At 52.9% G+C, this 23,711-nt stretch carries 15 protein-coding genes; 10 read left to right on the forward strand and 5 right to left on the reverse strand.

Annotation, left to right across the window (positions count from 1 at the left end; all coding sequences use genetic code 11):
- Positions 1 to 3: 3 nt before the first annotated feature.
- Positions 4 to 1,158 (reverse strand): zinc-dependent alcohol dehydrogenase, encoded by a 1,155-nt coding sequence (locus tag HU175_RS13920; protein ID WP_176567174.1) that lies wholly within the window; start codon positions 1,156 to 1,158, stop codon positions 4 to 6.
- Between the two features lie 303 nt (positions 1,159 to 1,461).
- Between HU175_RS13920 and HU175_RS13925 the strand changes: the two genes are divergently transcribed.
- From HU175_RS13925 to HU175_RS13945, 5 genes are all read left to right on the forward strand, one after another.
- Positions 1,462 to 2,019 carry a 30S ribosomal protein S16 gene (locus HU175_RS13925; RefSeq protein ID WP_176567175.1) on the forward strand — a complete coding sequence of 186 codons (558 nt, stop codon included), beginning with the start codon at positions 1,462 to 1,464 and terminating at the stop codon, positions 2,017 to 2,019.
- 70 nt (positions 2,020 to 2,089) lie between these two features.
- Entirely contained in the window at positions 2,090 to 2,677 is a 588-nt protein-coding gene (gene rimM, locus HU175_RS13930; protein ID WP_176567176.1) for a ribosome maturation factor RimM, read from the forward strand.
- A complete protein-coding gene (gene trmD, locus HU175_RS13935) occupies positions 2,667 to 3,344 on the forward strand; it encodes a tRNA (guanosine(37)-N1)-methyltransferase TrmD (protein ID WP_176567177.1) in 678 nt (225 codons plus the stop codon). Before rimM ends, trmD begins: the two co-directional genes overlap by 11 nt.
- A gap of 81 nt (positions 3,345 to 3,425) precedes the next feature.
- Positions 3,426 to 3,683, forward strand: coding sequence for an AbrB/MazE/SpoVT family DNA-binding domain-containing protein (locus tag HU175_RS13940; RefSeq protein ID WP_176567178.1), 258 nt, complete (start codon positions 3,426 to 3,428; stop codon positions 3,681 to 3,683).
- On the forward strand, positions 3,671 to 4,000 hold the full coding sequence (locus HU175_RS13945; RefSeq protein WP_176567179.1) for a type II toxin-antitoxin system PemK/MazF family toxin: 330 nt from the start codon (positions 3,671 to 3,673) through the stop codon (positions 3,998 to 4,000). Before HU175_RS13940 ends, HU175_RS13945 begins: the two co-directional genes overlap by 13 nt.
- Before the next feature lie 102 nt (positions 4,001 to 4,102).
- Here HU175_RS13945 and HU175_RS13950 read toward each other — a convergent pair whose 3' ends face one another.
- Together HU175_RS13950 and HU175_RS13955 are read right to left on the reverse strand one after the other, a co-directional pair.
- Positions 4,103 to 5,449 carry an SWIM zinc finger domain-containing protein gene (locus HU175_RS13950; protein ID WP_176567180.1) on the reverse strand — a complete coding sequence of 449 codons (1,347 nt, stop codon included), beginning with the start codon at positions 5,447 to 5,449 and terminating at the stop codon, positions 4,103 to 4,105.
- A 75-nt stretch (positions 5,450 to 5,524) separates the two neighbouring features.
- Entirely contained in the window at positions 5,525 to 8,665 is a 3,141-nt protein-coding gene (locus HU175_RS13955; protein ID WP_176567181.1) for a DUF6493 family protein, read from the reverse strand.
- Between the two features lie 399 nt (positions 8,666 to 9,064).
- Between HU175_RS13955 and HU175_RS13960 the strand changes: the two genes are divergently transcribed.
- The 4 genes from HU175_RS13960 to HU175_RS13975 all read left to right on the forward strand — a co-directional run bounded on the left by HU175_RS13960 (position 9,065) and on the right by HU175_RS13975 (position 17,610).
- Positions 9,065 to 12,361: a SusC/RagA family TonB-linked outer membrane protein gene (locus tag HU175_RS13960; protein WP_176567182.1), complete on the forward strand. Its 3,297-nt coding sequence runs from the start codon at positions 9,065 to 9,067 to the stop codon at positions 12,359 to 12,361.
- Positions 12,362 to 12,447: 86 nt separating this feature from the next.
- A complete protein-coding gene (locus HU175_RS13965; RefSeq protein ID WP_176567183.1) occupies positions 12,448 to 14,226 on the forward strand; it encodes a RagB/SusD family nutrient uptake outer membrane protein in 1,779 nt (592 codons plus the stop codon).
- A gap of 183 nt (positions 14,227 to 14,409) precedes the next feature.
- The gene (locus tag HU175_RS13970; protein WP_176567184.1) at positions 14,410 to 15,255 is read left to right on the forward strand and encodes an endonuclease/exonuclease/phosphatase family protein; all 846 of its coding nucleotides are present in this window, start codon (positions 14,410 to 14,412) and stop codon (positions 15,253 to 15,255) included.
- 150 nt (positions 15,256 to 15,405) lie between these two features.
- Positions 15,406 to 17,610 carry an alpha-galactosidase gene (locus tag HU175_RS13975; RefSeq protein ID WP_176567185.1) on the forward strand — a complete coding sequence of 735 codons (2,205 nt, stop codon included), beginning with the start codon at positions 15,406 to 15,408 and terminating at the stop codon, positions 17,608 to 17,610.
- Position 17,611: 1 nt separating this feature from the next.
- On the opposite strand, the gene HU175_RS13980 is transcribed toward HU175_RS13975, so the two are convergent.
- On the reverse strand, positions 17,612 to 18,577 hold the full coding sequence (locus HU175_RS13980) for an N-acetylmuramoyl-L-alanine amidase (protein WP_228724160.1): 966 nt from the start codon (positions 18,575 to 18,577) through the stop codon (positions 17,612 to 17,614).
- A gap of 275 nt (positions 18,578 to 18,852) precedes the next feature.
- On the reverse strand, positions 18,853 to 20,145 hold the full coding sequence (locus HU175_RS13985; protein WP_176567186.1) for a Gfo/Idh/MocA family protein: 1,293 nt from the start codon (positions 20,143 to 20,145) through the stop codon (positions 18,853 to 18,855).
- Between the two features lie 300 nt (positions 20,146 to 20,445).
- On the opposite strand from HU175_RS13985, the gene HU175_RS13990 reads away from it, so the two are divergent.
- Positions 20,446 to 23,700 carry a SusC/RagA family TonB-linked outer membrane protein gene (locus tag HU175_RS13990; RefSeq protein WP_176567187.1) on the forward strand — a complete coding sequence of 1,085 codons (3,255 nt, stop codon included), beginning with the start codon at positions 20,446 to 20,448 and terminating at the stop codon, positions 23,698 to 23,700.
- Positions 23,701 to 23,711 lie beyond the last annotated feature (11 nt).

Here is a 23,711-nt window from a genome sequence, read left to right on the forward strand (position 1 = left end):
CAGCTATGAGCGGGCGGAAGGTGGAATGAGAACGGGTTTGATGCAGTTGTCCAGTTTATCGGCGAAAATGCGGTACGCATCGGCGACGTCTTCCAGCGGCACGCGGTGCGTAATCATTGCTTTGGGATCTAAAACGCCATTCTGAACGTGCTCAATGAGTCGGGGAAGCAACCGCTTGACAGAGGTTTGGTTCGCCCGGATGCTTAGTCCTTTGTTAACAATATTGCCAACTGGCACCATGTTTCCCGTTGGCCCGTATACACCAACGATGGAAACGATACCTCCTTTTTTAACGGAGTTGATCGCCCAGTGCAGCGCCGTTGCTGAACCGGCCTGTAACAATCCTTTACGACCCGTAATCGTTTGAATTACGTTACCCGCGGCTTCGGCACCTACGGCGTCAATGCAGACATCCGCGCCCATCCAGTCTGTTGCTTTCTTGAGAAACAGGACAGGATCGTCCATCTCCTTAAAGTTGTAGACTTCACAGTTGGCGTAGTTTTTTACGAACTCCAATCGATACTCAACATGGTCGATCACGATAACGCGTCCGGCCCCGAACAGCCAGGAACACTTGGCCGCCATGATACCTACGGGCCCCGCGCCAAAAACAACGACCGTGTCGCCGGGCTGGATGCCTCCCATTTCGGCAGCTTGGTACCCTGTTGGAACCACGTCGGTTAACAAAACGGCGTCGTCCGGGTCCATCCCCGGTGGAATAACCGTAGGACTCACATCGGCATAGGGGACGCGGACGTATTCTGCCTGTCCACCATCATAACCACCGGCTGTGTGCGAGTAGCCAAAAATACCCCCAACGGCCGTAGCCTCTGGATTGGATTCGTGGCAGTTTCCAAATAGTCCCTGCTGGCAGAATGCACACTTGCCGCAGGCGATGTTGAACGGCACAAGAACCGTATCGCCTACTTTTAACTTCTGTACATCGGGGCCGATCTCCTCAACGACCCCAATAAACTCATGACCAAACGTTGAGCCCACCCGCGTGTCGGGCACATTACCATTGTACAAATGCAGATCTGAGCCGCAGATGCAAGAGCGCGTGACTCGGACAATAGCATCTTGTGGGTGCTTAATTTCGGGGTAGGGTTTGTGATCGATACGGACCCGCTGGGGACCCCGGTAATTCATCGCCAACATAGACAGGATGGTTAGAGTTAATAGTTCGACTACCATTAACGAACGGCTCAAATCTGTTTGTGGCTGACGATGCTGTGCTTTATGAGAATGCGGGGATAGAAGGGAAGCTCCTGCCGGTTAAATGAGCAAACAGACTACTTGTTGGCGAAACGTTCGTGGGAAAAGCCTACCTGAAATTGTCTACCATTCCGCCATAGCAAAACTTTATCTGATTAATAGGGTAATCCTGATGGAATTTTACGTACCTTTGCGCCCACGTTTTACGCGGGGGATGCGTCTCCCATCAAAACCAAACAAGCACAAATGGCTGTCAAAATCCGTTTATCGCGTCGTGGACGCAAAAAAATGGCTATCTACGACATCGTCGTAGCCCAATCGACTTCTCCTCGTGATGGTCGTTTCATTGAAAAAATCGGTTCGTACAACCCAAATACCGACCCGTCGACGGTTGTTCTGAAATCGGATCGCGCCGTACACTGGCTGATGGTAGGTGCACAACCAACCGATACCGCTCGTTCGGTACTGTCGCACGAAGGTATCATGTACCGCAAACACCTGCAGGTTGGCGTTAACAAAGGCGCTATCACGCAGGATCAGGCTGATGAGAAATTCAACACCTGGAAAGACGACAAAGAAAATCGGAAGGCTGACGCAGCGACGACCAAAACGCAAAGCAAAGAGCAGGCTCGTGCCGCTCGTCTGGAAGCTGAGCGTAAAGTAAACGAAACGCGCGCTGAAGCAATTGCGAAGAAAAACAAAGTTGAAGAGCCAGAAGCTCCCGTAGCTGAAGAAGCTCCTGCGGCTGAGGCAGCAGAAGCTCCAGAAGCAGCTGCTCCGGAAGAAACTCCCGCAGCGGAATAGTTTTTCGACAAATCGTGTTACAAAAGAGCCTGTTCTTGCTGAACAGGCTCTTTTTATACCCAAGCATACTGTGACTAAAGACGACTGTTATCAGGTAGGCCACATCACCAAGACGCACGGCGTTAGTGGTGAACTCGTGCTATTTCTGGATGTTGACGACGCCAGCGAATATGCGGATCTGGATTCGGTACTGCTGGAAGTGAAGGGCGAGCTGGTGCCGTACTTCATTGAATCCATCGCTATTGTGAAAGGCAGCCGCGCCATCATTGCCTTTGAAGATATTGACACCATTGAGCAGGCCGAACGGCTCATCAATTGCGGGGCCTTTCTGCCGCTGGACAACCTGGAGCCCATCACCGACGAAACCCGTTTCTACTTCCACGAAATTGTGGGGTATCAGGTGGTCGACGTTACCGAAGGCGAACTGGGTACTGTGCTGGGCGTTTATGCGATGAACGCGCAGGATCTGATCGCTATGGATTATCAGGGCAAAGAGGTTCTGATTCCGATTAACAGCGAGATTGTCCGGACGGTAGACCGGGCGAATAAAAAACTTAACGTTGCCCTGCCCGAAGGCTTGCTGGCTATCTACATGGAAGAGGATAGCAAGGACAAGCCCGAGGTAGATGGTGATCTGGACGAGACGGATGAGGATTGATATCATTACCTGCCTGCCCCGGCTGCTGGACAGCTTTTTTGCGCATTCCATTCTGCAACGGGCGCAGCAGGGCGGTTACGTAGAGGTTGTGGTGCATGACCTGCGCGACTATACGGCCGATAAACACCGGCGGGTGGACGACTATGCCTTTGGCGGGGGCGCGGGTATGGTGATGCAGATTGAGCCGATTGCCAACTGCATCCGGTCGCTTCAGGCCGAGCGGACCTACGACGAAATTATTTACATGACGCCCGACGGTGCGCGGCTGAATCAGCAGACAACCAACGCGCTGTCGCTGAAACAGAATTTGATTATCCTCTGCGGCCATTACAAAGGCGTGGACGAGCGTGCCCGAGAGCTGTTCGTAACGAAAGAAATAAGCATCGGCGATTACGTCTTGTCGGGGGGAGAATTAGCTGCCTGTGTACTGTCCGACGCGATTATTCGCTTGCTTCCCGGTGTTCTGAATGACGAAACGTCAGCTCTGACCGATTCCTTTCAGGATAACTTACTCGCCCCACCGGTCTACACCCGTCCGGCCGAATTTGAAGGGCATCGGGTACCGGACATTCTGCTGTCGGGCCACGAAGCCAAAATTGACGAGTGGCGCCACGAGCAGGCTCTTGCCCGTACCCGCACCCGACGGCCTGATTTGCTGGAGCCGTAATCGAATTTACTTTAGTGGGAATCGAAATTGTATTAAACGCCGTTATATCTTTGTTATAACGGCGTTTAATGTGGTAGATCTATGATACAGACAATTCGTAAGATCGGGAATTCGCAGGGCATCTTATTACCCAAAAATTTATTGCAGCAGGCTGGTATCGAAGAATCTGTTGACGTAGCACTTACCGATGAAGGGGTCTTGCTGAAGCCGCTCAAAAAACATCCTCGTGATGGTTGGGATAACGCGTTTAAAGCCGCCGAGGAAGCTGGCGATGAACCAGATAACGATCTGTTCGATGGTGCGGGCAATAAGTTCGACCAGGAGGAATGGACGTGGTAATCCATCGCTTTGACATCTGGCTGGTCTCATTGGACCCGACCAAGGGTAGTGAGATTGCCAAGACGCGTCCTTGTTTAGTCGTATCTCCTGACGAAGTTAATCGGCGGCTGAATACAGTTCTCATTGCCCCGATGACCAGTACCCGTAAGCTCTACCCAACACGAATCAATACGCACTTTGCCGGTCAGGACGGGCAGATCGCGCTGGATCAACTTCGATCCGTAGACAAAACCCGTCTGGTAAAGCGATTGGGTAGTTTAGATGATTCAGTTTGCCAAGAAGTTTGTCAGACACTGGTGGCGCTGTTTGTCTATTGAACCTGCAAGCCTTAAGCAGAAAGACGTAAGATACAGGAGACCTCTCCCAATGTCTTACGTCTTTCTGCTTTTATCAGACATTCTGAAAAAATAGTAGGCAATCTATTCAAGCATTCGTACGGCCAGTACGTGTTTGCAGAGCCCCCGTTTCCCCTGGTGGTTGGTGAACCAGTCGCAGGTACAACGGGCGCGGTCATTCTCGATAACGACTTTGTGAAAGAGGCCGCTGCTGCCCTGAACCGTCGCTTCAAGATACCCCGATTTACGAACGTTAATCGTAATATCATTGTCGGCAACGAGCTTGCGGGCGTTTTTTAGTCGCGGATTCAGGCTCAGGATACGCTGTGTTTTGAACGGCAGTCGACGGTAGAAATGCTGATTATTAACCAGGTCGAAGCCCAGCAGACCAATACTCGAAAGGTTAGCGACCAGCGTGTCCATATCGCCGAAGGAGACGTCGTTTTCCAGAGCCAGCATACTTGGGTTGAATGCTTCGTTGGCCTTCAGGAGGCTGTTGACGCCTACGATCAGCTCCAGAGGCAGGCCGTTGATCAGGTGTTCGAGCGCCTTGCCTTCTCCCGAAAATCCCCGGTACGCATCCGCCGAGAATGCAAACACCATCTGGAGCGAGCCGAGGTGGAGAACAAAGCCAGCCGCCTGTTCATCCTGGCTCTGGTAAATGGTCAGACTGTGGATGAATGGGAGCAGTCCTTCGAGTAAACGTAGCCGGTGGGCACCGCCAATCCGGACTGTTTTTCCCTGTTGCAAGGGTGAAAAGAGATATTTTCCGGCTCGCTGAACGATGAACAAATCGGCCTTGACGGTGCTCTTCGGCAGGCTCTGAAACAACTGGATAGATTGCGCCTTGGTCAGCGTGAACACCGGCTGCATCTCCGCCAGATAGAACTGCACGCTGGTCAGCCCTTTGATCCACCGGTTCGGTAAGGTGACCTTGCGTTCAACGACTTTAGCGGTTGCGCTAATAACGGTAACCGATCGCTGCCCGACAGACAAGACCATCGTCTCTGTTTGGGTGATGCTGTTGAGGGCGTTAAGCATGGGTTCGTTAAAGTCAACGTTTGTAGTGCCGCTCGCTAGGAATTCACCATCCAGACCTTCTGGTAGAATATCCAGCCGGGCGTATACACCGTTGCATGACGAAAAACCTTCAAAACGGACCTGTCCGGACCCTGCTGTTACAATAGGGTCGCGTAACGCCATTAACTCCTGACTGGTCAGGGCAAAACGCGACCGAACGGTTTTGGCGATTGTCATCAGGCACCGGGAGATTAGATAAGGCTCGCGTAGTCGTCCCCAAAAGAAACAGGGAATGTTATTGACCTCATCAAGTTCGGTCTGGTGCGACAACAGCAGCGTATTTCCCTGCTCACTGTCGGTAAAGGTTGAGGCCGAGGTATAAGTGTAATCGCTGTCAGTTAATGGTTGCATGTGGAAAAGGTTTATTGGAAACGCCCGATTGGTATGAGAGGCATTGACAGGTCTTGCAGTTGATTCTTTAGAAAATTAACCGAGCGCTAAAATGCTGGTACAAAGTGCCTTCACGGAATTGTTTTGCTGCCAGCTATGTAAAACCACTATCGTTGCTTCGGCTGGGGACTCGTTCAGTTTTACCAGCAGATCAAAATAGATTTCCAGTAGCTTCCTGGTGTTCTTTGGCGGAGTCGACAGAGCTGTCAGTGATGAGAACAAGGCGTCGGTGATCAAAAGCAGGGCTTTATTGTGAAGCGGACTAACATCTCTAACCAGGTTCAGGCCGTCAATCAGCCGCTGTAGGGGCGCATACGTATTGGCGAGCAGGTAGCCTAATTGATGGCCAAGCTGAACGACATCAAGCGTCTGTTCGCTAACATGGTGAATAAGTACTTCGGCTGCCAGGGTACCCTGTTCCCGCTTCTTCGCCAGTAAGCCACAGGCCAGCGTCAGTAGCGATAGGTGGCGAAACTGAAAACCCGGTTGCAGCATAAGCTGTAAGGTCGGCGTTACAGACACACCTAGATCAGCACTAGTACAGCTATGTTTAGCAATGAGTGTGAACAAAGATTCTGGCCGCTGAGGTATCAGACTATAACAATACGCTGTGTCGACTGGCGACAGGTTTGCAAAATTCCAGTTAAGGTTATTTCCTGAGAGGTCATTGCTATATAGAAGAACAGGCAATAAACGCTGCTGAGCCGGAAACGATACCGTTAATTGCTGGTAAGGAGCTCCGTACTCTGGCCGGCCGGTGAAATAGTTTTCCCACGAAGCCCGCTCCGTCCTGATGGCATAGGTGGGCACAAACGGTTGTGCTACGTTCGGAGTGTTGGCAAACGATACGTCCATAAGGGTTGGAAAGTCAGCATCCGGGTAGAATGTGCGGGCTGCCACCGCCCAAACCGCCTGCTGTTCAGCAATAGAGTTGTCGGATTTGAAAACCGACAGCAGACTACTGACTGTGCTTTGCCGGGGTAGCACTAAATCGTCTGACACGCCGAGACAAAACGCCATCAGGGGTTTCAGATTTCCCGACAGCTGATCACAAAGCAGGACGGCTTCGGCGGTATTTTCACGGGGCATTCGGGCAATGGCAATGGCTAAATCGAGCTGGTTGATGGGTTCATTCTGTTGCTGATAGGCCACCAGCCGTGCCAGCAACGTAGTCGGCGAAATCCAGTGGGGAGCGTGTGTCGGCATGCTCAACAGCGGTAACGTAGCGTTACTCGTTCGCTTTTGATGGAGGTGCATCATTCGTCGGCCAATTACCGATACGAAGTCCCGTTTATTATCTGTTATTACCTGGTTTAAGGCGCTCTGTATAACAGTATCGTCCTGGGTGCCAGATAGCCAATAATTCAGGTAGAAACCAAGACACCGTTTGGTTATGCCCGACGCGAAATAGCTGTTGTCCAGTTTTTTCTGATAGACGGCCAGCTGATCCCGAAAATCAGCCGGTATATCAGTGGGGGGCAGCACGAGTGTGTTCATAAGGATTTCCATATCTAGTGGCTTGTCAGAGCCAAAGAACTTACCGATTAGAAACAGGAAATCATTCCAGGTGGCAGGTAAGGCTACTTCCTGGCCGGGGATAAGCCGCTGTTCCCGTTTGGACGACGGGGCATACGTATAGTCAACAGGCTGGTTTACGTCGTCGGGCTGCACAGTGATGATTTTCAGGAACGGTCGAAGCGTTTCCGCAACCTGACCCAGTATCTGATCGGAATACGACTGAAGCTGGTATTGCAGGTCTTCATCGGTTGGGTCACCATATTTTGCTAATAAGGTCGCTGCTTTGGTTTGCAGCGAGAGATCGTTCAGGGCAAACACATCGGCCAGCAGGAAGGATATTTTCGGTCGGTAATCAGGTTGTGTTTTCAGGAACCGCTCGAAAATGGTCAACAGCGTTTTGAGTCCTGTTTTGCAGTCCGACCGCATCATCACTGACGGAGTCCAGTCGAGCAATTGGTTAACGCAAAAATCAGGCGCGGTGTAGACGGCTTTCAATAGACTAATGGCCCAGTTCACTACGTGTGGATGCTGCGCGGCCAGCAAGGGCAAAATACTTGTCTGTAAGGCAAGCAATTCAGCAGCGGTAGGGGCCGCTGCTTCGACCTGCTTCCGATAGAACAGGCGTAAACTTGTGTTCAAGTCTTTTGTCTGCACGCTCAGACACTTCTCGAAAAACCACAGGCGGTCAAGTTTTCCTTCTGAGAGGAGCCGGGAGAAGAGTTGGGACCAGACCGAAACAGATTCAGTATTGCCTGAAGGGCTGTTTGGCATATACGTGCTGGCATCTGTAGAAACCGGGTAATCGAATAAACTGGGTATCTCCCGATTCAGAACGACAGGGTCTGACGCGAGAAAGTTCTGTTGATCCGTGATGTTGCTATACGTGCGTGTCCGGTGATCGTATGTCGTTATGCTTACGACTGAAGCGGCAAATAATTCGGGCTGGTACGTAATCAGGTTTTCGTTTTCTAGCTCTCGTAACTGCCGATAGTCGAGGATATGCCAGCGATTTTTCTGATTGTCGGTAGTCAGGAATTCCGTTAGCCATTGAGGACGCGCCCATAATAAAATGGGCCGTGTATAGATAGACCATTCTTCGCCAGCTAGCAACCAATAGAGGTCAAAGCCTTTGATATCCGAGAAAGGCAAAACTGCCAGAGCAGACAGGCTGACAATTGTTTTCTGGCCGTTAGTGCCCCGGGTTCCCCACCGGGTGCTACCATGCTCGGTAACCGTATCGCACCAGTATTTTTTGGCTTCCTTGACTTTCTTTCTCAGTGCTGGATAATGCAATTTGTCGACGCTTTGCAGGAATGGCAAAAGCTGGTATGTCTGTGTGTCCCGGATGATCTGATCGTACCGGTCCAGAATAGCTTTCTGCTGTTCCAGACTGCTTGTACTTGTGCTGTTGCTTCTGGATGGTTCTGACGTGGCAGGAGCGGCCACGTCAGAACCTGATTCAATGTATCCCTTTCTTGTTTTCTCCCGAATCAGCTTATCGACAGCCTGTTGGCATTGTTCGGTCGAGTCGAATGCTTTAGTCAGGCTTTGGCCTGCCGTGTCAAGTTTGCCATACGTAATGAGAACACGGGTAGCTTCGATATCAAGCTGCCAGAACTTACTGGACGAGTCATTAATACAGGTAAAATAGCGTGTCATAGAGACGAATGAGGGGTGCGAAATAAGGTCACAGCCTGCAGCAGAAACCTGTCAGATATAGAGAGTAATATATGAAATTTTACTCACTATTTCGTCCCTTTTACTCATCTTCTTCCCTCTCATTTGTCCCTCTCTGCGACGACGGACTTATCATTCCCCTTTACAATTTCATAACACGGCGTAAAACTCCGTTAATATGCTTCGGCGTAGTTTTGCGGCATACTTAGAGCCACTTCCAGGGCAAGCCATGTGACGAGTTTAGTACAGTAAATACGCTTCCCAGAGTGAGGATTGTTACATCCTCCATGCTGTAAATCGATACAGATCGTATTGCCAATCGTACCACGAAAACCGTGGTAGCAGACCTCTTTTTGCCAAAAAATCCAACTAGTCAATACCATGAAACAAGGTGTATTCTTAAGAACTACCGTCTGGCAGACCGTCGTAGGCGTTGGGCTGTTGCCCTGCGTACTGGCGGGCCCGCTGGCTGGGACTGGTTATGCCCGACCAATTCCGCGGACCGTCACATTACGTTTGGCTAATCCGAAGGAAGTGACGGTACGAGGAACCGTACTGGCGTCGGATAACAAAGAAACGCTGCCCGGCGTGAGCGTGATTGTGAAAGGCACGCAGCGGGGGACCAACACCGACGCCCGTGGGCAGTTTGAGCTGACAGTGCCGGGTCCGGAAACAGTACTGGTATTTAGCTTCGTGGGTTACCTGCCTCAGGAAGTAACGGTGGGCAACCGGACCCAGTTTGACGTCGTGCTCCAGGCCGACAACAAATCGCTGGATGAGGTTGTCGTGGTCGGGTACGGCACGCAGAAGAAAGAAAACCTGACCGGATCGGTCGATCAGATCAGCAGCGAGGTGCTGCAGAACCGTTCGCTGACGAACCTGTCGCAGGGCCTGCAGGGCGTTATTCCTAACCTGAACATCATTCCGGGTGACGGAAAACCAACGCAGTCGCCGAGCTACAACATCCGGGGGACAACCTCGATCGGGCAGGGCGGTAGTGCACTTGTCCTGATTGACAACGTAGAAGGTGATCCCAGTCGTTTGAATCCGAATGACATTGCCAGCATTTCGGTGCTGAAAGATGCGGCTTCGGCGGCTATCTACGGGGCGCGGGCTGCGTTCGGGGTGGTGCTGATTACGACAAAAAACCCGACGAAAGAGAAAACAAGTCTGACCTATTCGCTGAATCATTCGATCAAGAGCCCAACGACTGTGCCGGACTTCGTGACCGATGGCTACACGTTTGCGAAGATGTTCAACGAGGGCTGGTCGGCCTGGAACGATTACTCGCAGACGCCCCAGAACGTTAACAAAACAGTTAAGTTTTCGCCTGCCTACCTGACGGAGTTCGAGCGTCGTGCCAACGACCCAAGCCTGCCAAAAACGGAGGTGAACGCAGCCGGTGAGTACGTGTATTACGAAAATACGGACTGGTACCGGGAGCTGTACAAAAAGAGCCTGAGCGCTACCGAACATAACCTGACGTTCACGGGCAGCAGCGGCAAGGCTGATTTCTACGTAACAGGGCGCTACTTCGGGCAGGATGGTTTATTTCGCTATAATTCAGATGATTACCGGTTGCTGAACCTGCGGGCTAAAGGGTCGATCCAGGTATTTCCCTGGTTACGGATCACCAATAACGCTGATTTCTCGTCCATGAAGTACCACAACCCACTGAACGTGGGTGAGGGTGGTAGTATCTGGCGGAACATTGCCGACGAAGGCCACACGATGGCACCGATGTTTAACCCGGACGGTACGCTGACCTACTCGGCGGCTTACACGGTAGGTGACTTCTGGTACGGCAAAAACGGCATCGATATGGATCGCCGGGTGTTCCGGAATACGGTAAGTGTGGCTACGCAGTTCTTCAACGACAAACTGCGCATCAAAGGTGATTTTACGTTCCAGACGACCGACAACGACGAATTGCAAACCCGCGTACCGGTGCCTTACAGCCGCCGGCCGGGCGTGATCGAATACGTGGGTACGAACACGAACGACATCCAGAACAACTCCCGCAACACGCAGTACATGGCCACCAACCTCTACGGTGAGTACGAGCCCCGGTTCAGCCAGAACCACTACGTTAAACTGCTGGCCGGTCTGAACTTCGAGCAGTCGAACTTTAACCGCCTGCAGGTGCTGCGGAACGGGCTGATCTACGAAGACGCGAGCAACATCAACCTGGCACTGGGTCAGTCCGTTAGTACGCTGGGCGAACAGGAGAAATGGGCGGTTCTGGGTACGTTCTACCGATTGAACTACTCGTTCAAAGACCGCTATCTGCTGGAATTCAACGGTCGGTACGATGGGTCGTCGAAGTTTCCGGCCAACCAGCGGTTTGCCTTCTTTCCGTCGGTATCGGCGGGCTGGCGTCTGTCGGGCGAACCGTTCTGGCACGTATCGGATAAACTGATTACCGACCTGAAATTCCGGGCGTCGTACGGCTCACTGGGGAACGGAAGCATTGCATCGTATTCATTTCAGGAACGGTTTGGTATTACGCAATCTGGGCGGGTGCTTAACGGCGTTCGGCCGCAGCAAACGACCCAGCCGAACGTACTGCCCGATGGTCTGACCTGGGAAACCTCGACCACCCAGAACATCGGTCTGGATCTGGGCATGCTGTCGAACCGTCTGACGTTCACGGGGGATGCCTACGTCCGCCGGACGACCGACATGTTTACGGTAGGAATGACCCAGCCAGCTATTTTTGGTACGTCAGTACCGAAAGGCAACTACGCCGATCTGCGCACGACGGGCTGGGAAGCGACAATCGCCTGGCAGGACCGGTTCAACGTAGCGTCGAAGCCATTCAACTACAACGTTCGCTTTACGGTAGGGGACTATCAGGCCAAAATCACGCGCTACAACAACCCTACCCGTCTGCTGACAGACTATTACGCTGGCCAGACGGTGGGCGAAATCTGGGGCTACACGACCGACGGTTTCTTCCGGTCGGTTGACGAGATCAACAGTTCGGCCAAGCAAACGCTGATCAAAGCGTCGACCAGCGGTCAGCTGCTGCCCGGTGATATCAAATTCCGCGACGTAAACGGCGATGGCGTCATCAATAACGGCGACAATACGGTAGGCAACCCCGGCGACCGCAGGGTGATCGGTAACTCAACTCCGCGCTATACGTACAGCGCCGTGCTGGGTGCTGATTGGAACAACTTCTTCTTCTCGACCATCTTCCAGGGTATCGGCAAGCAGGACTGGTGGCCTGGTCAGGAAGCGGCCAATTTCTGGGGGCAGTACAACCGGCCATATAACAAAATCCCGACCTGGCAACTGGGTAATATCTGGTCGGAAAGCAACCCGGATGCCTACCTGCCCCGTTACCGTGGCTATACTGCGCAGAACGGTTCAGGAGAACTGGCCCAGGCGCAGACCAAATACCTGCAGAACGTAGCGTATGTGCGGCTGAAAAACATTCAGATTGGCTACAACCTGCCGTCAAAACTGGTTGGTCGTGCCGGTATGAGCACGGCGCGGGTCTTCTTCTCGGGTGAAAACTTGTGGTCGTGGTCGCCTTTCTACCGGATTACGCGTGATATCGATATCGAAAACATCGGCCGTTCTGACCAGACCGTAACGGATGGTAACAGCGGTAACGGGTATAACTACCCCATCCTGAAAAGCTTTACGATGGGTCTCTCGGCTACATTCTAAATTTTATCAGCCTGTCATGAGCAGTTCAGGTACTGGCTGCTCATGACAGGCCCGATCTTCTGATCAATTCCAAACGCATAGGTATTATGAAAGTATATAAAGGATGGCTCATCCTGCTGGGTGGATTAACGCTGGCAGGCTGTAACGAACTGGATCAGGTTCCGGAAGCCACCGCCACCAAAACGGCGGTATTCAGCAGTGAACGCGGTCTGGAGTTGTACGCCAACTCGTTCTACAACATTCTGCCCACGGCGGGCGATATTATCCGCTCGGATGAAATGGCGGACTACGGTGCTCGGACCCAGGTGCCTGATTTCCTGCGGGAAGGGGCTTACAGTTCGCGGCAGAGTTCGGGCTGGACCTGGACCAACCTGAGGAATATCAACTACTTCCTGGAGAATAACAACAACCCGGCTGTGTCGGCCGATGTTCGGCGGCACTACACGGCATTGGCGCGGTTCTTCCGGGCGTGGTTCTACTTCGATAAGGTAAAACGCTTTGGCGATGTGCCCTGGATCAACCGGACGCTGCCCGTTAACGACGAAGCGCTCTATGCCGCCCGCGATCCCCGGGCGGTGGTGATGGATTCGGTGCTGGCCGATCTGAACTTTGCCTGTGCGAACATCCGCACGACCAGCGATAACTCTCGGTCATTGATTACGAAAGCGGTAGCCTACGGATTGAAGTCGCGGGTGTGTCTGTTCGAAGGGACATTCCGGAAATATAATACGTCCTACCAGCAGGCTGGGACGGCTAACCAGTGGCTGACCGAAGCCGTCAGTGCATCCGACTGGGTGATGAAAAACGGCGGTTTCAGCCTGAATCAGTCACAGGGAACGGATCTGTCGTACCGGCAACTGTTCATCAGCAAAACGCCCGTTACGTCGGAGGTCATGCTGTCGGCGGTGGCCGATGCGAACCTGAGTGTGTTTAACGACGCCAACTGGTGGTGGACCAGCGCGACCTACGGCGCCCGCCTGAGCCTGATCCGAACGTTTGTTAATACGTACCTGAACATCGACGGAACGCCCTTTACGTCAACGGCTGGCTACCAGACGAAACCGTTTGTGGAAGAAGTGAAAAACCGCGATAAGCGCCTGCAACAGACCATTCGGATGGGTAATCATCAGCGTACCAACGCCGGTGCTGTGGAAGCGGCCCCTCCGGTTTTCTCATACACCTACACCGGCTACCAGCCGATCAAATGGGCGCTGGACGACGTGTATTACGACGGTGGTACCCGGAACGATAATTCGATTTCGACCATGCGCTATGCCGAAATCCTGCTGAACTACGCCGAAGCCAAAGCTGAACTCGGTACGCTGACCGACGCCGACTGGGCCAATACGGTTGGCGCGCTGCGCAAACGGGCGGGTATTACGAGCGGGCTAACGAACCGCCCAACCACAGTCGATACGTACCTGCAAACTAACTACTTCCCCGGCATTGCCGATCCGTCGCTGCTGGAAATTCGCCGGGAGCGGGGGATCGAGCTGGTGTTTGAGGGGTTCCGGTTTTATGATCTGGTCCGCTGGCACCGGGGCGACCTGCTGATGATGCCCTGGAACGGGTTCTACGTACCCGCTATCGACCAGCCAATGGATCTGAATGGTGACGGTAAAAACGACGTGTATTTCTACAAGGACAAACCCGTTACCCCCTCGCTGGCCGGGGTGACCTACATCAACGTGGCCCCAACGGTGAACGGTGTCGTGAACCCGCAGCGCCTGAAAAATGATACGTCCGGCGAGCTGACCTGGCTCACGAACGTGCCGCGCATCTGGACCGACAAAAATTACCTCTATCCAATTCCAGAAACCGACCGGCAGGCGAACCCAAACCTGGGTCAGAATCCGGGCTGGTAGCGGATTTAGAGGAAAGAAGAACGGTAAAGAGACGAGAGAAGAAAGACAAAGGGACGAAAGACGTAAGACAAGAGAAAAATAGGGTAGATGAATTCTGTTTCCTCTTTCTTCTTTTGTCATACGTCTCTTGTCTATTCTCTCTCGTCTTAGAGTCGTATGATCAACATTACGTACGTTTGTAGCATGAAAAAATTAGTTGCCTTATTCCTATTGGGTAGTACCCTGCTGGTGCATTCGGCACTGGCGCAGAAGAACGCCCCCATTCAAATTGCGTCGTACAACCTACGCTTCAATAACCCAAGTGATGGACCCAACGCCTGGCCTAACCGGAAAGAGATGGTAAAAAAGCTTATCCAATATCACGGCTTTGAGATCTTCGGCACGCAGGAAGCCCTGCGTGGTCAGCTGAACGACATTGCCGAACTGAAGGAGTTTGCCTTTCTGGGCAAAGGCCGCGACGACGGTAAAGAAGGAGGGGAACATTCGGCAATTTTCTACAAAAAAGACCGGTTTGAGGTACTGCAATCCGGCGATTTCTGGCTGAGCGAAACCCCGGATAAACCGGGTAAGGGCTGGGACGTTACCTGCTGCAACCGCATCTGCTCGTGGGCTAAATTCCGGGATAAGACGACCAAAAAAGAGTTTTTCTTTTTCAGTGCCCACTTCGATCACCAGGCCGTTGTCGCCCGTCGCGAGTCGGGAAAACTGATGGTGCAGAAGATCAAGGAGATCGCAAAAAACGAGCCGGTTATCTTCGTGGGCGACCTGAACTCGACGCCCGAGACGGAGCAGGTAAAAACAATTCAGACACTGCTAAGTGATTCGTACGCGATAACTACCATGAAGCCCTACGGCCCGGTTGGTACGTTCTCGGCGTTTAAGATGGATGCGCCTATGGATAATCGGATTGATTACGTGTTTGTCAGCAAGCGATTTAAAGTTAACAAATACGGTGTTCTGACCGATCAGGAAGACCACCGCTTCCCGTCTGACCACTTCCCGGTGGTTGTCGAAGCGGTGCTTGAGTAGCAGATAATAAATTCATGAATCAGGGGCAATCGGGCAAAAGCGTCGGTTGCCCCTGATTGCGTTTGTTGCCCTGTTTGAGAGGCTAGGAAGGCAGTAGATAGCCAGACAACCGGGTCTTTGCTTACCTTTGACCGGCCAACCTGAACCACCATGATCCGAACGTTTCTCTTCAGTCAATTTCTGCTTTTACTCAGCCTGTCGACGGTCCTGAGCGCCCCGGCTCCGCCGGACGATACGCATATTGTTATCGAAACCCGGCAGACGGCGCTGGTGATCCGAGTCAATAAAGACAAAGATCCGGTCATTGTCCATCTTGGTACGAAGCTGAGCCACCCGGAGGAATACGCCCGGATTTCGAGCAACGGCAAGCGGGGCGAAGATTATACTGCAATCTATAATTCGGCCTATACGCCCGCCGGAGGGCGCAACCTACTAGAACCCGCCATTCAGGTAACCCACGCCGACGGTAACCCCTCGCTGGACCTGCGTTACGTCCGGCACGAAAGCAAACCCGCCGGGGACGGGGCTACGCTGACGACGATCTATCTGAAAGATCCGCAATACGCGTTCGAGGTCGCGCTCCACTACAAAACTTACCCGGACGAGGACGTAATCGAGCAGTGGTCAACGATTAAGCATACCGAAAAAAAGGCTGTTACGTTGCATAAGTACGCATCAGCCAACCTGTATATCCCCGCTGACACCTATTACCTGACCCACTTTCACGGCGATTGGGCGCGTGAGATGAACCCCCGTGAAGAAGCCCTGACCGAAGGTGTAAAAGTGCTGGACACCAAGCTGGGCACGCGGGCTGATCTGTTTCAACCACCGTCCTTCCTGCTGGCGCTGGACAAACCGGCGCAGGAAAATGAGGGGGATGTTCTGGCCGGTACGCTGGCCTGGTCGGGCAACTATCAGATTGCGTTCGAGGTGGACCCGTTGCATAACCTGCGCTTCATGGCGGGGATCAATCCGTACGCATCGGCCTACTCGTTGGCACCGGGCAAAGAATTCACCACCCCCGCTTTTCTGTTTACATACTCCACGACCGGCAAAGGAGGGGCCAGCCGGAGTCTACACCGCTGGGCCCGCAAGCACCGCATTCCGCAGGGGGATGGCAATCGCCTGACGCTGCTCAACAACTGGGAAGCGACGTATTTCGATTTCAACGAGGAAAAAATAACCGCGCTCTTTAAAGACGGCAAAAAGCTGGGTGTCGACCTGTTCCTGCTGGATGATGGCTGGTTCGGCAACAAATACCCCCGAAACAACGACCATACGTCGCTGGGTGACTGGCAGGAGAACAAAACGAAGCTGCCCCACGGCCTGGGCTACCTGGTCAGCGAAGCCGAGAAAACGGGTATTAAGTTCGGTATCTGGCTGGAGCCCGAAATGGTGAGCCCCAAGAGCGAACTCTATGAAAAACATCCCGACTGGGTGCTGAAACTGCCCAACCGGGAAGAATACTATTTCCGGAACCAACTGGTATTGGACCTCTCGAATCCGAAAGTACAGGACTTCGTGTTCGGCGTTGTCGACAACGTAATGACGAAGAACCCGTCGCTGGCATACATTAAATGGGACTGTAACGCGGTAATTTACAACGCTTTTTCCGCTACTAACCCCAATCCGTCGCACCTTTACGTCGACTACGTTCATGGGTTATATAAGGTGATGGAACGCGTACATACCAAGTATCCGAAACTGCCGCTGATGCTCTGCTCCGGTGGTGGAGGTCGGGTGGATTACGGATCGTTACGTTATTTCACCGAGTTCTGGCCCAGCGATAATACCGATGGCCTGGAGCGCATTTTCATCCAATGGAATTACTCGTATTTCTTCCCGGCCATTGCGACCTGCAACCACATAACCGACTGGGGGAAACAACCCATCAAGTTCCGCACCGACGTAGCGATGATGGGGAAAATGGGGTATGACATCGTCGTAAGCAAACTCGACGAGAAAGAACTGCAGTTCAGTCAGGAGGCTTTGAAAACGTACGATCGGCTCAAACCCGTTATCTGGCAGGGCGATCAGTATCGACTGGCGTCGCCCTACGAGGGTGACGTAGCGTCGTTGATGTACGTTAATGGCAGTAAAGACAAGGCCGTCTGGTTTTCGTACCTGGTCAGCAACCGTTACAACGCGGGCAGCAAAGGAAATATCCGGCTGGCGGGGCTGGACCCGGCCAAAACGTACTCGGTCCAGGAGCTGAACGTTTATCCGGGTACCAAGTCGTCAATCAACAACGCCACGACGACCTACTCAGGCAATTACCTGATGACCGTTGGTTTTAATCCGAATGTCGATGCCCGGCGGGCCAGCGTGGTGCTGGAGGTGACGGAGGCAAACTAGTTTACTTCCGGGAGCGGTAATCGTCCAGGATGCCCTGCGCCAGCCAGTTGGCCAGGGCCTGCCGGTTGTCGGCGATTAGAAAGCGTTTCTGATCTTGGGCGCTCTGAATGTTTCCCAACTCGATGAAAACCGTTGGTGGGTGGCTGTTTCGAACGACGTATAGACTCCCCCGTGGTGTTACGTTGCCGGAGTAAGGGCGGTCGGGCTGGTGTCGTCGGTAATTGGCCGTGAAGCGCTTGTGAATATGATAGGCCAGCCGTTTCCCGGCCGCGTTCTGCTCGTGGTGATAGAAAAAAACGTCGATGTTCTGCCCTTTACTGCGGCTGTCGACGTGAATAGTAATGAAGCGCTGGTAAGCTCCTTTATGCTTGGCGTGAAGCCGATTAACAGCCGTTGTGGTCTGACTAAGCCGGGCTACGTGGTTCAACGGAATACGCTGGTTGGGATAAGCTACCTCGTCGTGATCCAGTTTCAGGACAGCTTCGTTCCGGATGCCATCGTTGGGATCTTTAATGATCATGTAGACCGTAGCGCCCAGCTGTTTGAGGTACTCTGACAGACGGATCGTTACGTCATACGCGTACTCATCTTCGGGCAGGAGGTACTTGCCGTATCTGCCCAGCGCACCCGGATCGGGTCCGCCATGGCCAGAGGCCAGGTAATAGACCGTGCCGCTCAGGGGTTTTCGGGGGTTTTTGGGCGCGGCTGCTACAACGGCTGTCCGTTTACGAACCGTTTTCGTCGTTGATACGGTATTCTTTTTCGCCGGACGTTTGACGACTTTCGTCTTTTTCTGCTTTGCCTGTTTTCGTTTGTCTCCCTGCCTGGGAGGGGCGGTTGGAATTCGGCTGATTCCCGGCTTATGGCCGCTAGACACGAGCAATGAAACAACAGAAGTGGGTGAGGGGCTGGCACTGGCGAAAGCGTGAATAGCTACCCCAAAAAGCGCGAGAAAAAGCGTCTGCAAATGGCTGAAAACTTAGTGAACTGTGGTCTGTCCTGAACAGTGGGACTGGTAATCAATACCGATACCAGCCGCAAAATCGGAGAGTCTGGCCCCGAAAGACAGGACAAAAGTAGGGGCAAGCCAAAGGGAGACCAAACCCGCACGTGATTGCGAACCGGTCTTTTAGCCAACGGCCCTGCCATTGCCTACATATTCCGGCAATGGCAGGGTCGTTGGTGTTAGCAAACGTATGACTGAATTCATGTAAAAATCTGCCCTGGCGAGTAGTGCCAGACTCAAACTTTCCACTCTTTCTTCATTGGGCGGCTCAGGAGTTTATTGGCTTCGGCGTCTTTTTCGAATCGCTCTTTGTCGGGGTCCCAGCGGAGGGGGCGCTGTAGCTGGTAGGCAATGTTGCCGATCGTGCAGACGCTGGCGGTACGGTGGCCCACTTCTACGTCACAGATGGGTGGTTTCCGGGTTTTGATGGCCGTCAGAAAATCCTGGTAATGGTTCGTGCTGGTCTGGAAACTATAATCCGCCGGCTGAAAAACTTTATCCGCCAGTCCCACCGGTGTGGTTTTCAGTTCCCCCCGCCCCACCAGAATCTCGCCGTCGGTGCCGATGAACTGGCAGAAGTTTTTGCCGGCAACGGGCTGGTGCGTCATGGTCACGCCATTGGCGTATCTATACATGAGTCCTTCGTCTTTGTTACCGCCGGGTGGGATTACTTCCGTAGGGCCGCTCTGATCCATATTCAGTCCCCACTGCGCGATGTCGAACATGTGAGCCCCCCAGTCGGTCATTCCACCCCCCCCAAACTCACGATAATCACGCCATTTACCCCAGAACGTAGCGCCGGGTGCCGGAGCCAGTACGTTATTATACGGGCGTTCTATTTCGTTGGGGCCCATCCATAAATCCCAGTTCAGACCAGCCGGTAGGGGTTCCGCCGATAAATCCCAGTTTCTGGGTGGGCCGCCTACGCTAACGTTCACCTGTTTAATGGTACCAATGGCGCCACTACGCACGAGCTGCACCGCCTGCGTGAATTCTTTCCAGGAACGCTGCATGCTGCCGGTCTGGAAAACGCGCTTGTGCTTTCGTGTTGCCCTGACCATCGCCCGGCCTTCTGGAATGGTAAGCGCGAGCGGTTTCTCACAGTAAATATCCTTACCCGCTTCGGCCGCCCGAACCGCAATGGCCGCGTGCCAATGGTCGGGAACGGCAATCACGACGGCGTCAATGTCTTTGCGGTTCAGCAGTTCCCGAAAATCAACATGGGCGTCGGTTGTCTTGTAACTAGCTTCCCCGGTTTGCTGGGCGTAGAGCTGGTTGTTGGTCTGAACAAAGGCGTCCAGTTTGGCTGCATACACATCGCAGCCGGCAATAACCTGCGTTTCGGGGATTTTCTGGAAGTTTTTGTGCAGACCAGCGCTCTGCCGCCCGCAGCCAATAAAGCCCAGGGTGATCTTGTCACTGGGGGCCAGAAAACCCGGGCCGCCCAGTACGTGACGGGGAACAATGAAAAACGACGAAACGACTGCCCCTGCCTTGAGGAAGTCGCGACGATTGACAAAAGTAGCCATAGGATTCAGGGGAAATGTCACCGTCAAAAGCTGAACCCTGGCAGTAAATACTGCTGCTCATCGCGTGCATGCTTGTATGGTAACAAGGTTGATCAGGCACATGCCGGAAGGTTCATTCTTTGGTTTATGTATATTAATTATATTGCATTTTTATGATTATTAGTATAAAATTTTAATAAAGAATAGATATTTAGAATTTTATGGATATTAAAATGATATTAAAGAGATTCTATTTTGCGTATAAAATGCCTTAAATTAGGGTCGGTACTTTTTTCTTAACTAAACTGAAGACACGAGTCTATGAGGCAAATTTTATCTGTGGGATTGGTATTCCTGCTTGTCCTGACGTCTGGTGGGGTATGGGCTCAGGGCCGCCTGGTATCTGGGAAAGTTACCTCGTCTACGGATGGGAGCGCCCTGCCGGGTGTGAACGTAGTGGTGAAAGGAACGTCGAACGGAACGGTTACGGATTCGGATGGGATGTACAAACTGACGGTTCCGTCGGCCAATAGTACGCTGGTCTTCTCGTTCATTGGTCACATAACGAAAGAACAGCCAATCGGTGGTCAGGCGGTTGTTGACGTAACGCTCGCCGACGATACCAAACAACTGACCGAAGTTGTTGTAACGGCGCAGGGGATTCTAAAAACCCGGAACGAACTCTCGTACGCGGCTCAGACCGTAACGGGTGAGATGCTGAGCCAGACCCGGGACGCAAACTTCGTCAACGCACTGTCGGGTAAAGTGGCGGGCGTACAGATTCAAAAGAACAACGGCCTTGGCGGATCAACGGGGATTGTGATCCGGGGCTGGAAATCGCTGAGTGGCTCCAACCAGGCGTTATTCGTTGTTGATGGGGTTCCCATTGACAACTCAACCAATAACGCGTCGGGAACAAGCCGGGGGACGGCGGGCTATGACTACGGCAACGCAGCGGCTGATATTAACCCGGACGATATTGAATCGACGACGATTCTGAAAGGACCGGCGGCTACGGCGCTGTACGGCTCACGGGCGTCGAACGGGGTTGTCTTTATCACCACCAAAAAAGGTCGCAAGAAAGGACTGGGCGTCAGCATCAACACGGGCGTTACGTTCAGTAATGCCGACCGGAGTACATTCCCGACCTACCAGAAACAGTACGGTGCAGGGTACGGTAAATACTACGGACCAACCAAAGACGGGTATTTTGATCAGGCGGACGTAAACGGGGATGGCATTGCCGACAATATCGTTCCTACCTACGAAGATGCCTCGGTCGGGGCGCCGTTTGACCCGAGCCTGTCGGTTTACCAGTGGAATGCTTTCGGCGATCCAACGTCACCAACCTATAAAAAGGCAACGCCCTGGGTAGCGGCTGCGAATGATCCGTTCTCTTACTTCCAGCAGGGCGTAACGACTAATAACAGCGTAACCATCGATGGCGGGAGCGATAAAGGCTTTTTTAAACTGGGCTATACCCTGAACAAAGACAAAGGGATTATGCCGAACAGTCACCTGAAAAAAGATTATCTGAACTTCAGTGCGTCGTACGAAGTAGTTAAACGGCTGACGGCGACTGGCTCGATTAACTTCACGAACATCGAGGGTCGAGGCCGTTATGCCCAGGGCTACGGCGGTAATAACGCTGTTTCCATGTTCCGCGAATGGTGGCAGGTCAACGTTGACCTGAAAGAGCTGGAAGCCGCTTACCAGCGGACCGGCCAGAATATTACCTGGAACTGGGCCAGCGGACTGCCCAACACGACCAAGACGATCTACTGGGACAACCCGTACTTTGCTGCCTACGAAAATGCACCGAACGACAACCGCCTGCGTTATTTCGGCTATACCCGGCTGGATTACAAAATCACCGACTGGCTGAATGCGATGGGACGCGTATCGCTGGATTCATACAGCCAGCGTCAGGAAGAGCGGACGGCGGTGAGCAGTGTTGTGTTCCCGGCCGGGCGATACATTCGCCGGGACCTCACGTTCCAGGAATACAACTATGACTTTCTGTTAACAGCGAACAAAAACCTGACGCCAAACCTGGCCCTGAAAGCCGCTGCGGGGGTTAACATCCGCAAAACCATGCAGAATGGGATGAGCGCCCAGACCAACGGTGGGCTGGTCGTGCCGAAAATCTACGCGCTGTCGAATTCAGTGAACCCCATCGAAGCGCCCAACGAACGGGACTACTACCTGAGCAAGCAGGTGAATGGGTACTACGCGGATGGGGAAATTGGGTACAAAGATTTTATCTTCCTGAATGGCTCGTTTCGCCGGGACGTTGCTTCGTCGCTGCCGGTTGGTGGTAACGCGTACAATTACGGGCAGATTTCAACCAGTTTTGTCTTCTCGAAGTTTGTTCCCGAAAACTCAATCTTTACGTTCGGCAAACTGCGGCTGAATTACGCCGAAGTGGGGGCTGATGCACCGTTTAACTCGCTGACCGATCTGTACGACAAACCGACGGCGTTCGGCTCGATTCCCCTCTTCTCGGTGCCCGGCACAAAAAACAATAGTAATCTGCGGCCCGAACGGACCAAGAGTTACGAAGCTGGTATCGAAACCTCATTCCTGAACGGTCGGCTTGGCCTGGACGTAACCTACTTTAACTCGCGTTCGGTCGATCAGATTATTCCGGTAACGGTGTCGACTGCCACGGGCTATAACTCCAAATACGTGAATGCCGGTATCCTGGAAAACAAAGGGATTGAAGTGTCCCTCACGGGCTCGCCCGTTAAAGTGGGTAACTTCCGCTGGGACGTTAACCTGAACTGGACCCGCATCCGTAACAAGGTCGTTGAGTTGTACGGGAACGTAACAAACTTCTCACTACCGGGGGGTAGTTTCCAGGCGAGTGGTTCGTCGAACGCGCCCCTGGGGCGTAGCTACGGTACGATCTACGGAACGGATTATATCTATACCAACGGGCAACCAACGGTGGATGCCCAAACCGGTCGCTACCTGCGGACAACGACGGCAACCAACGAGATTGGCAACATCAATCCCGACTGGCTGGCTGGTTTCCAGAACACGCTGCGTTACAAAAACCTGTCGCTCAGCTTCCTGCTCGACGCCAAGAAAGGGGGCGATATTCTATCGGTTGATATGTATTACGGACTGGCTACCGGTCTGTACCAAGAAAGCGCTGGCCTGAATGAGCTGGGAAACCTGATTCGGAGCCCGGTAGCGCAGGGTGGTGGTATTTTACTGCCGGGGGTTAATGCGGATGGTTCGGTGAATAAGACGCGACTGAACATGCTGGATTACCCACAGGCCGGAACGCAGACGGCTGGTCCGACGCACCGGTACATCTACGACGCCAGCTACCTGAAACTTCGTGAAGTCCTGCTGACCTATTCACTGCCCGCAACGATCGTGAATAAACTGTCGCCCTTACGGAATCTGTCGGTATCGCTGGTTGGTCGTAACCTGTGGATTATCATGAAGAATATTCCCTACGCAGATCCCGAAGATAACCTCGGTGCCGGCAATATTCAGGGCGTACAGGTCGGTAGCCTTCCGAACGTACGGACCCTTGGTTTCAACATCAACGCATCATTCTAATCTGCTTAGAT

This window comes from Spirosoma sp. KUDC1026 (assembly GCF_013375035.1).
Lineage (GTDB): Bacteria > Bacteroidota > Bacteroidia > Cytophagales > Spirosomataceae > Spirosoma.

Coding starts and splice junctions, on each gene's coding strand:
- HU175_RS13920 (WP_176567174.1), bottom strand. CDS start 1,158: ATGTTGGCGATGAATTACCGGGGTCCCCAGCGGGTCCGTATCGATCAC.
- HU175_RS13925 (WP_176567175.1), top strand. CDS start 1,462: ATGGCTGTCAAAATCCGTTTATCGCGTCGTGGACGCAAAAAAATGGCT.
- trmD (WP_176567177.1), top strand. CDS start 2,667: ATGAGGATTGATATCATTACCTGCCTGCCCCGGCTGCTGGACAGCTTT.
- HU175_RS13940 (WP_176567178.1), top strand. CDS start 3,426: ATGATACAGACAATTCGTAAGATCGGGAATTCGCAGGGCATCTTATTA.
- HU175_RS13945 (WP_176567179.1), top strand. CDS start 3,671: ATGGACGTGGTAATCCATCGCTTTGACATCTGGCTGGTCTCATTGGAC.
- HU175_RS13950 (WP_176567180.1), bottom strand. CDS start 5,449: ATGCAACCATTAACTGACAGCGATTACACTTATACCTCGGCCTCAACC.
- HU175_RS13955 (WP_176567181.1), bottom strand. CDS start 8,665: ATGACACGCTATTTTACCTGTATTAATGACTCGTCCAGTAAGTTCTGG.
- HU175_RS13960 (WP_176567182.1), top strand. CDS start 9,065: ATGAAACAAGGTGTATTCTTAAGAACTACCGTCTGGCAGACCGTCGTA.
- HU175_RS13965 (WP_176567183.1), top strand. CDS start 12,448: ATGAAAGTATATAAAGGATGGCTCATCCTGCTGGGTGGATTAACGCTG.
- HU175_RS13970 (WP_176567184.1), top strand. CDS start 14,410: ATGAAAAAATTAGTTGCCTTATTCCTATTGGGTAGTACCCTGCTGGTG.
- HU175_RS13975 (WP_176567185.1), top strand. CDS start 15,406: ATGATCCGAACGTTTCTCTTCAGTCAATTTCTGCTTTTACTCAGCCTG.
- HU175_RS13985 (WP_176567186.1), bottom strand. CDS start 20,145: ATGGCTACTTTTGTCAATCGTCGCGACTTCCTCAAGGCAGGGGCAGTC.
- HU175_RS13990 (WP_176567187.1), top strand. CDS start 20,446: ATGAGGCAAATTTTATCTGTGGGATTGGTATTCCTGCTTGTCCTGACG.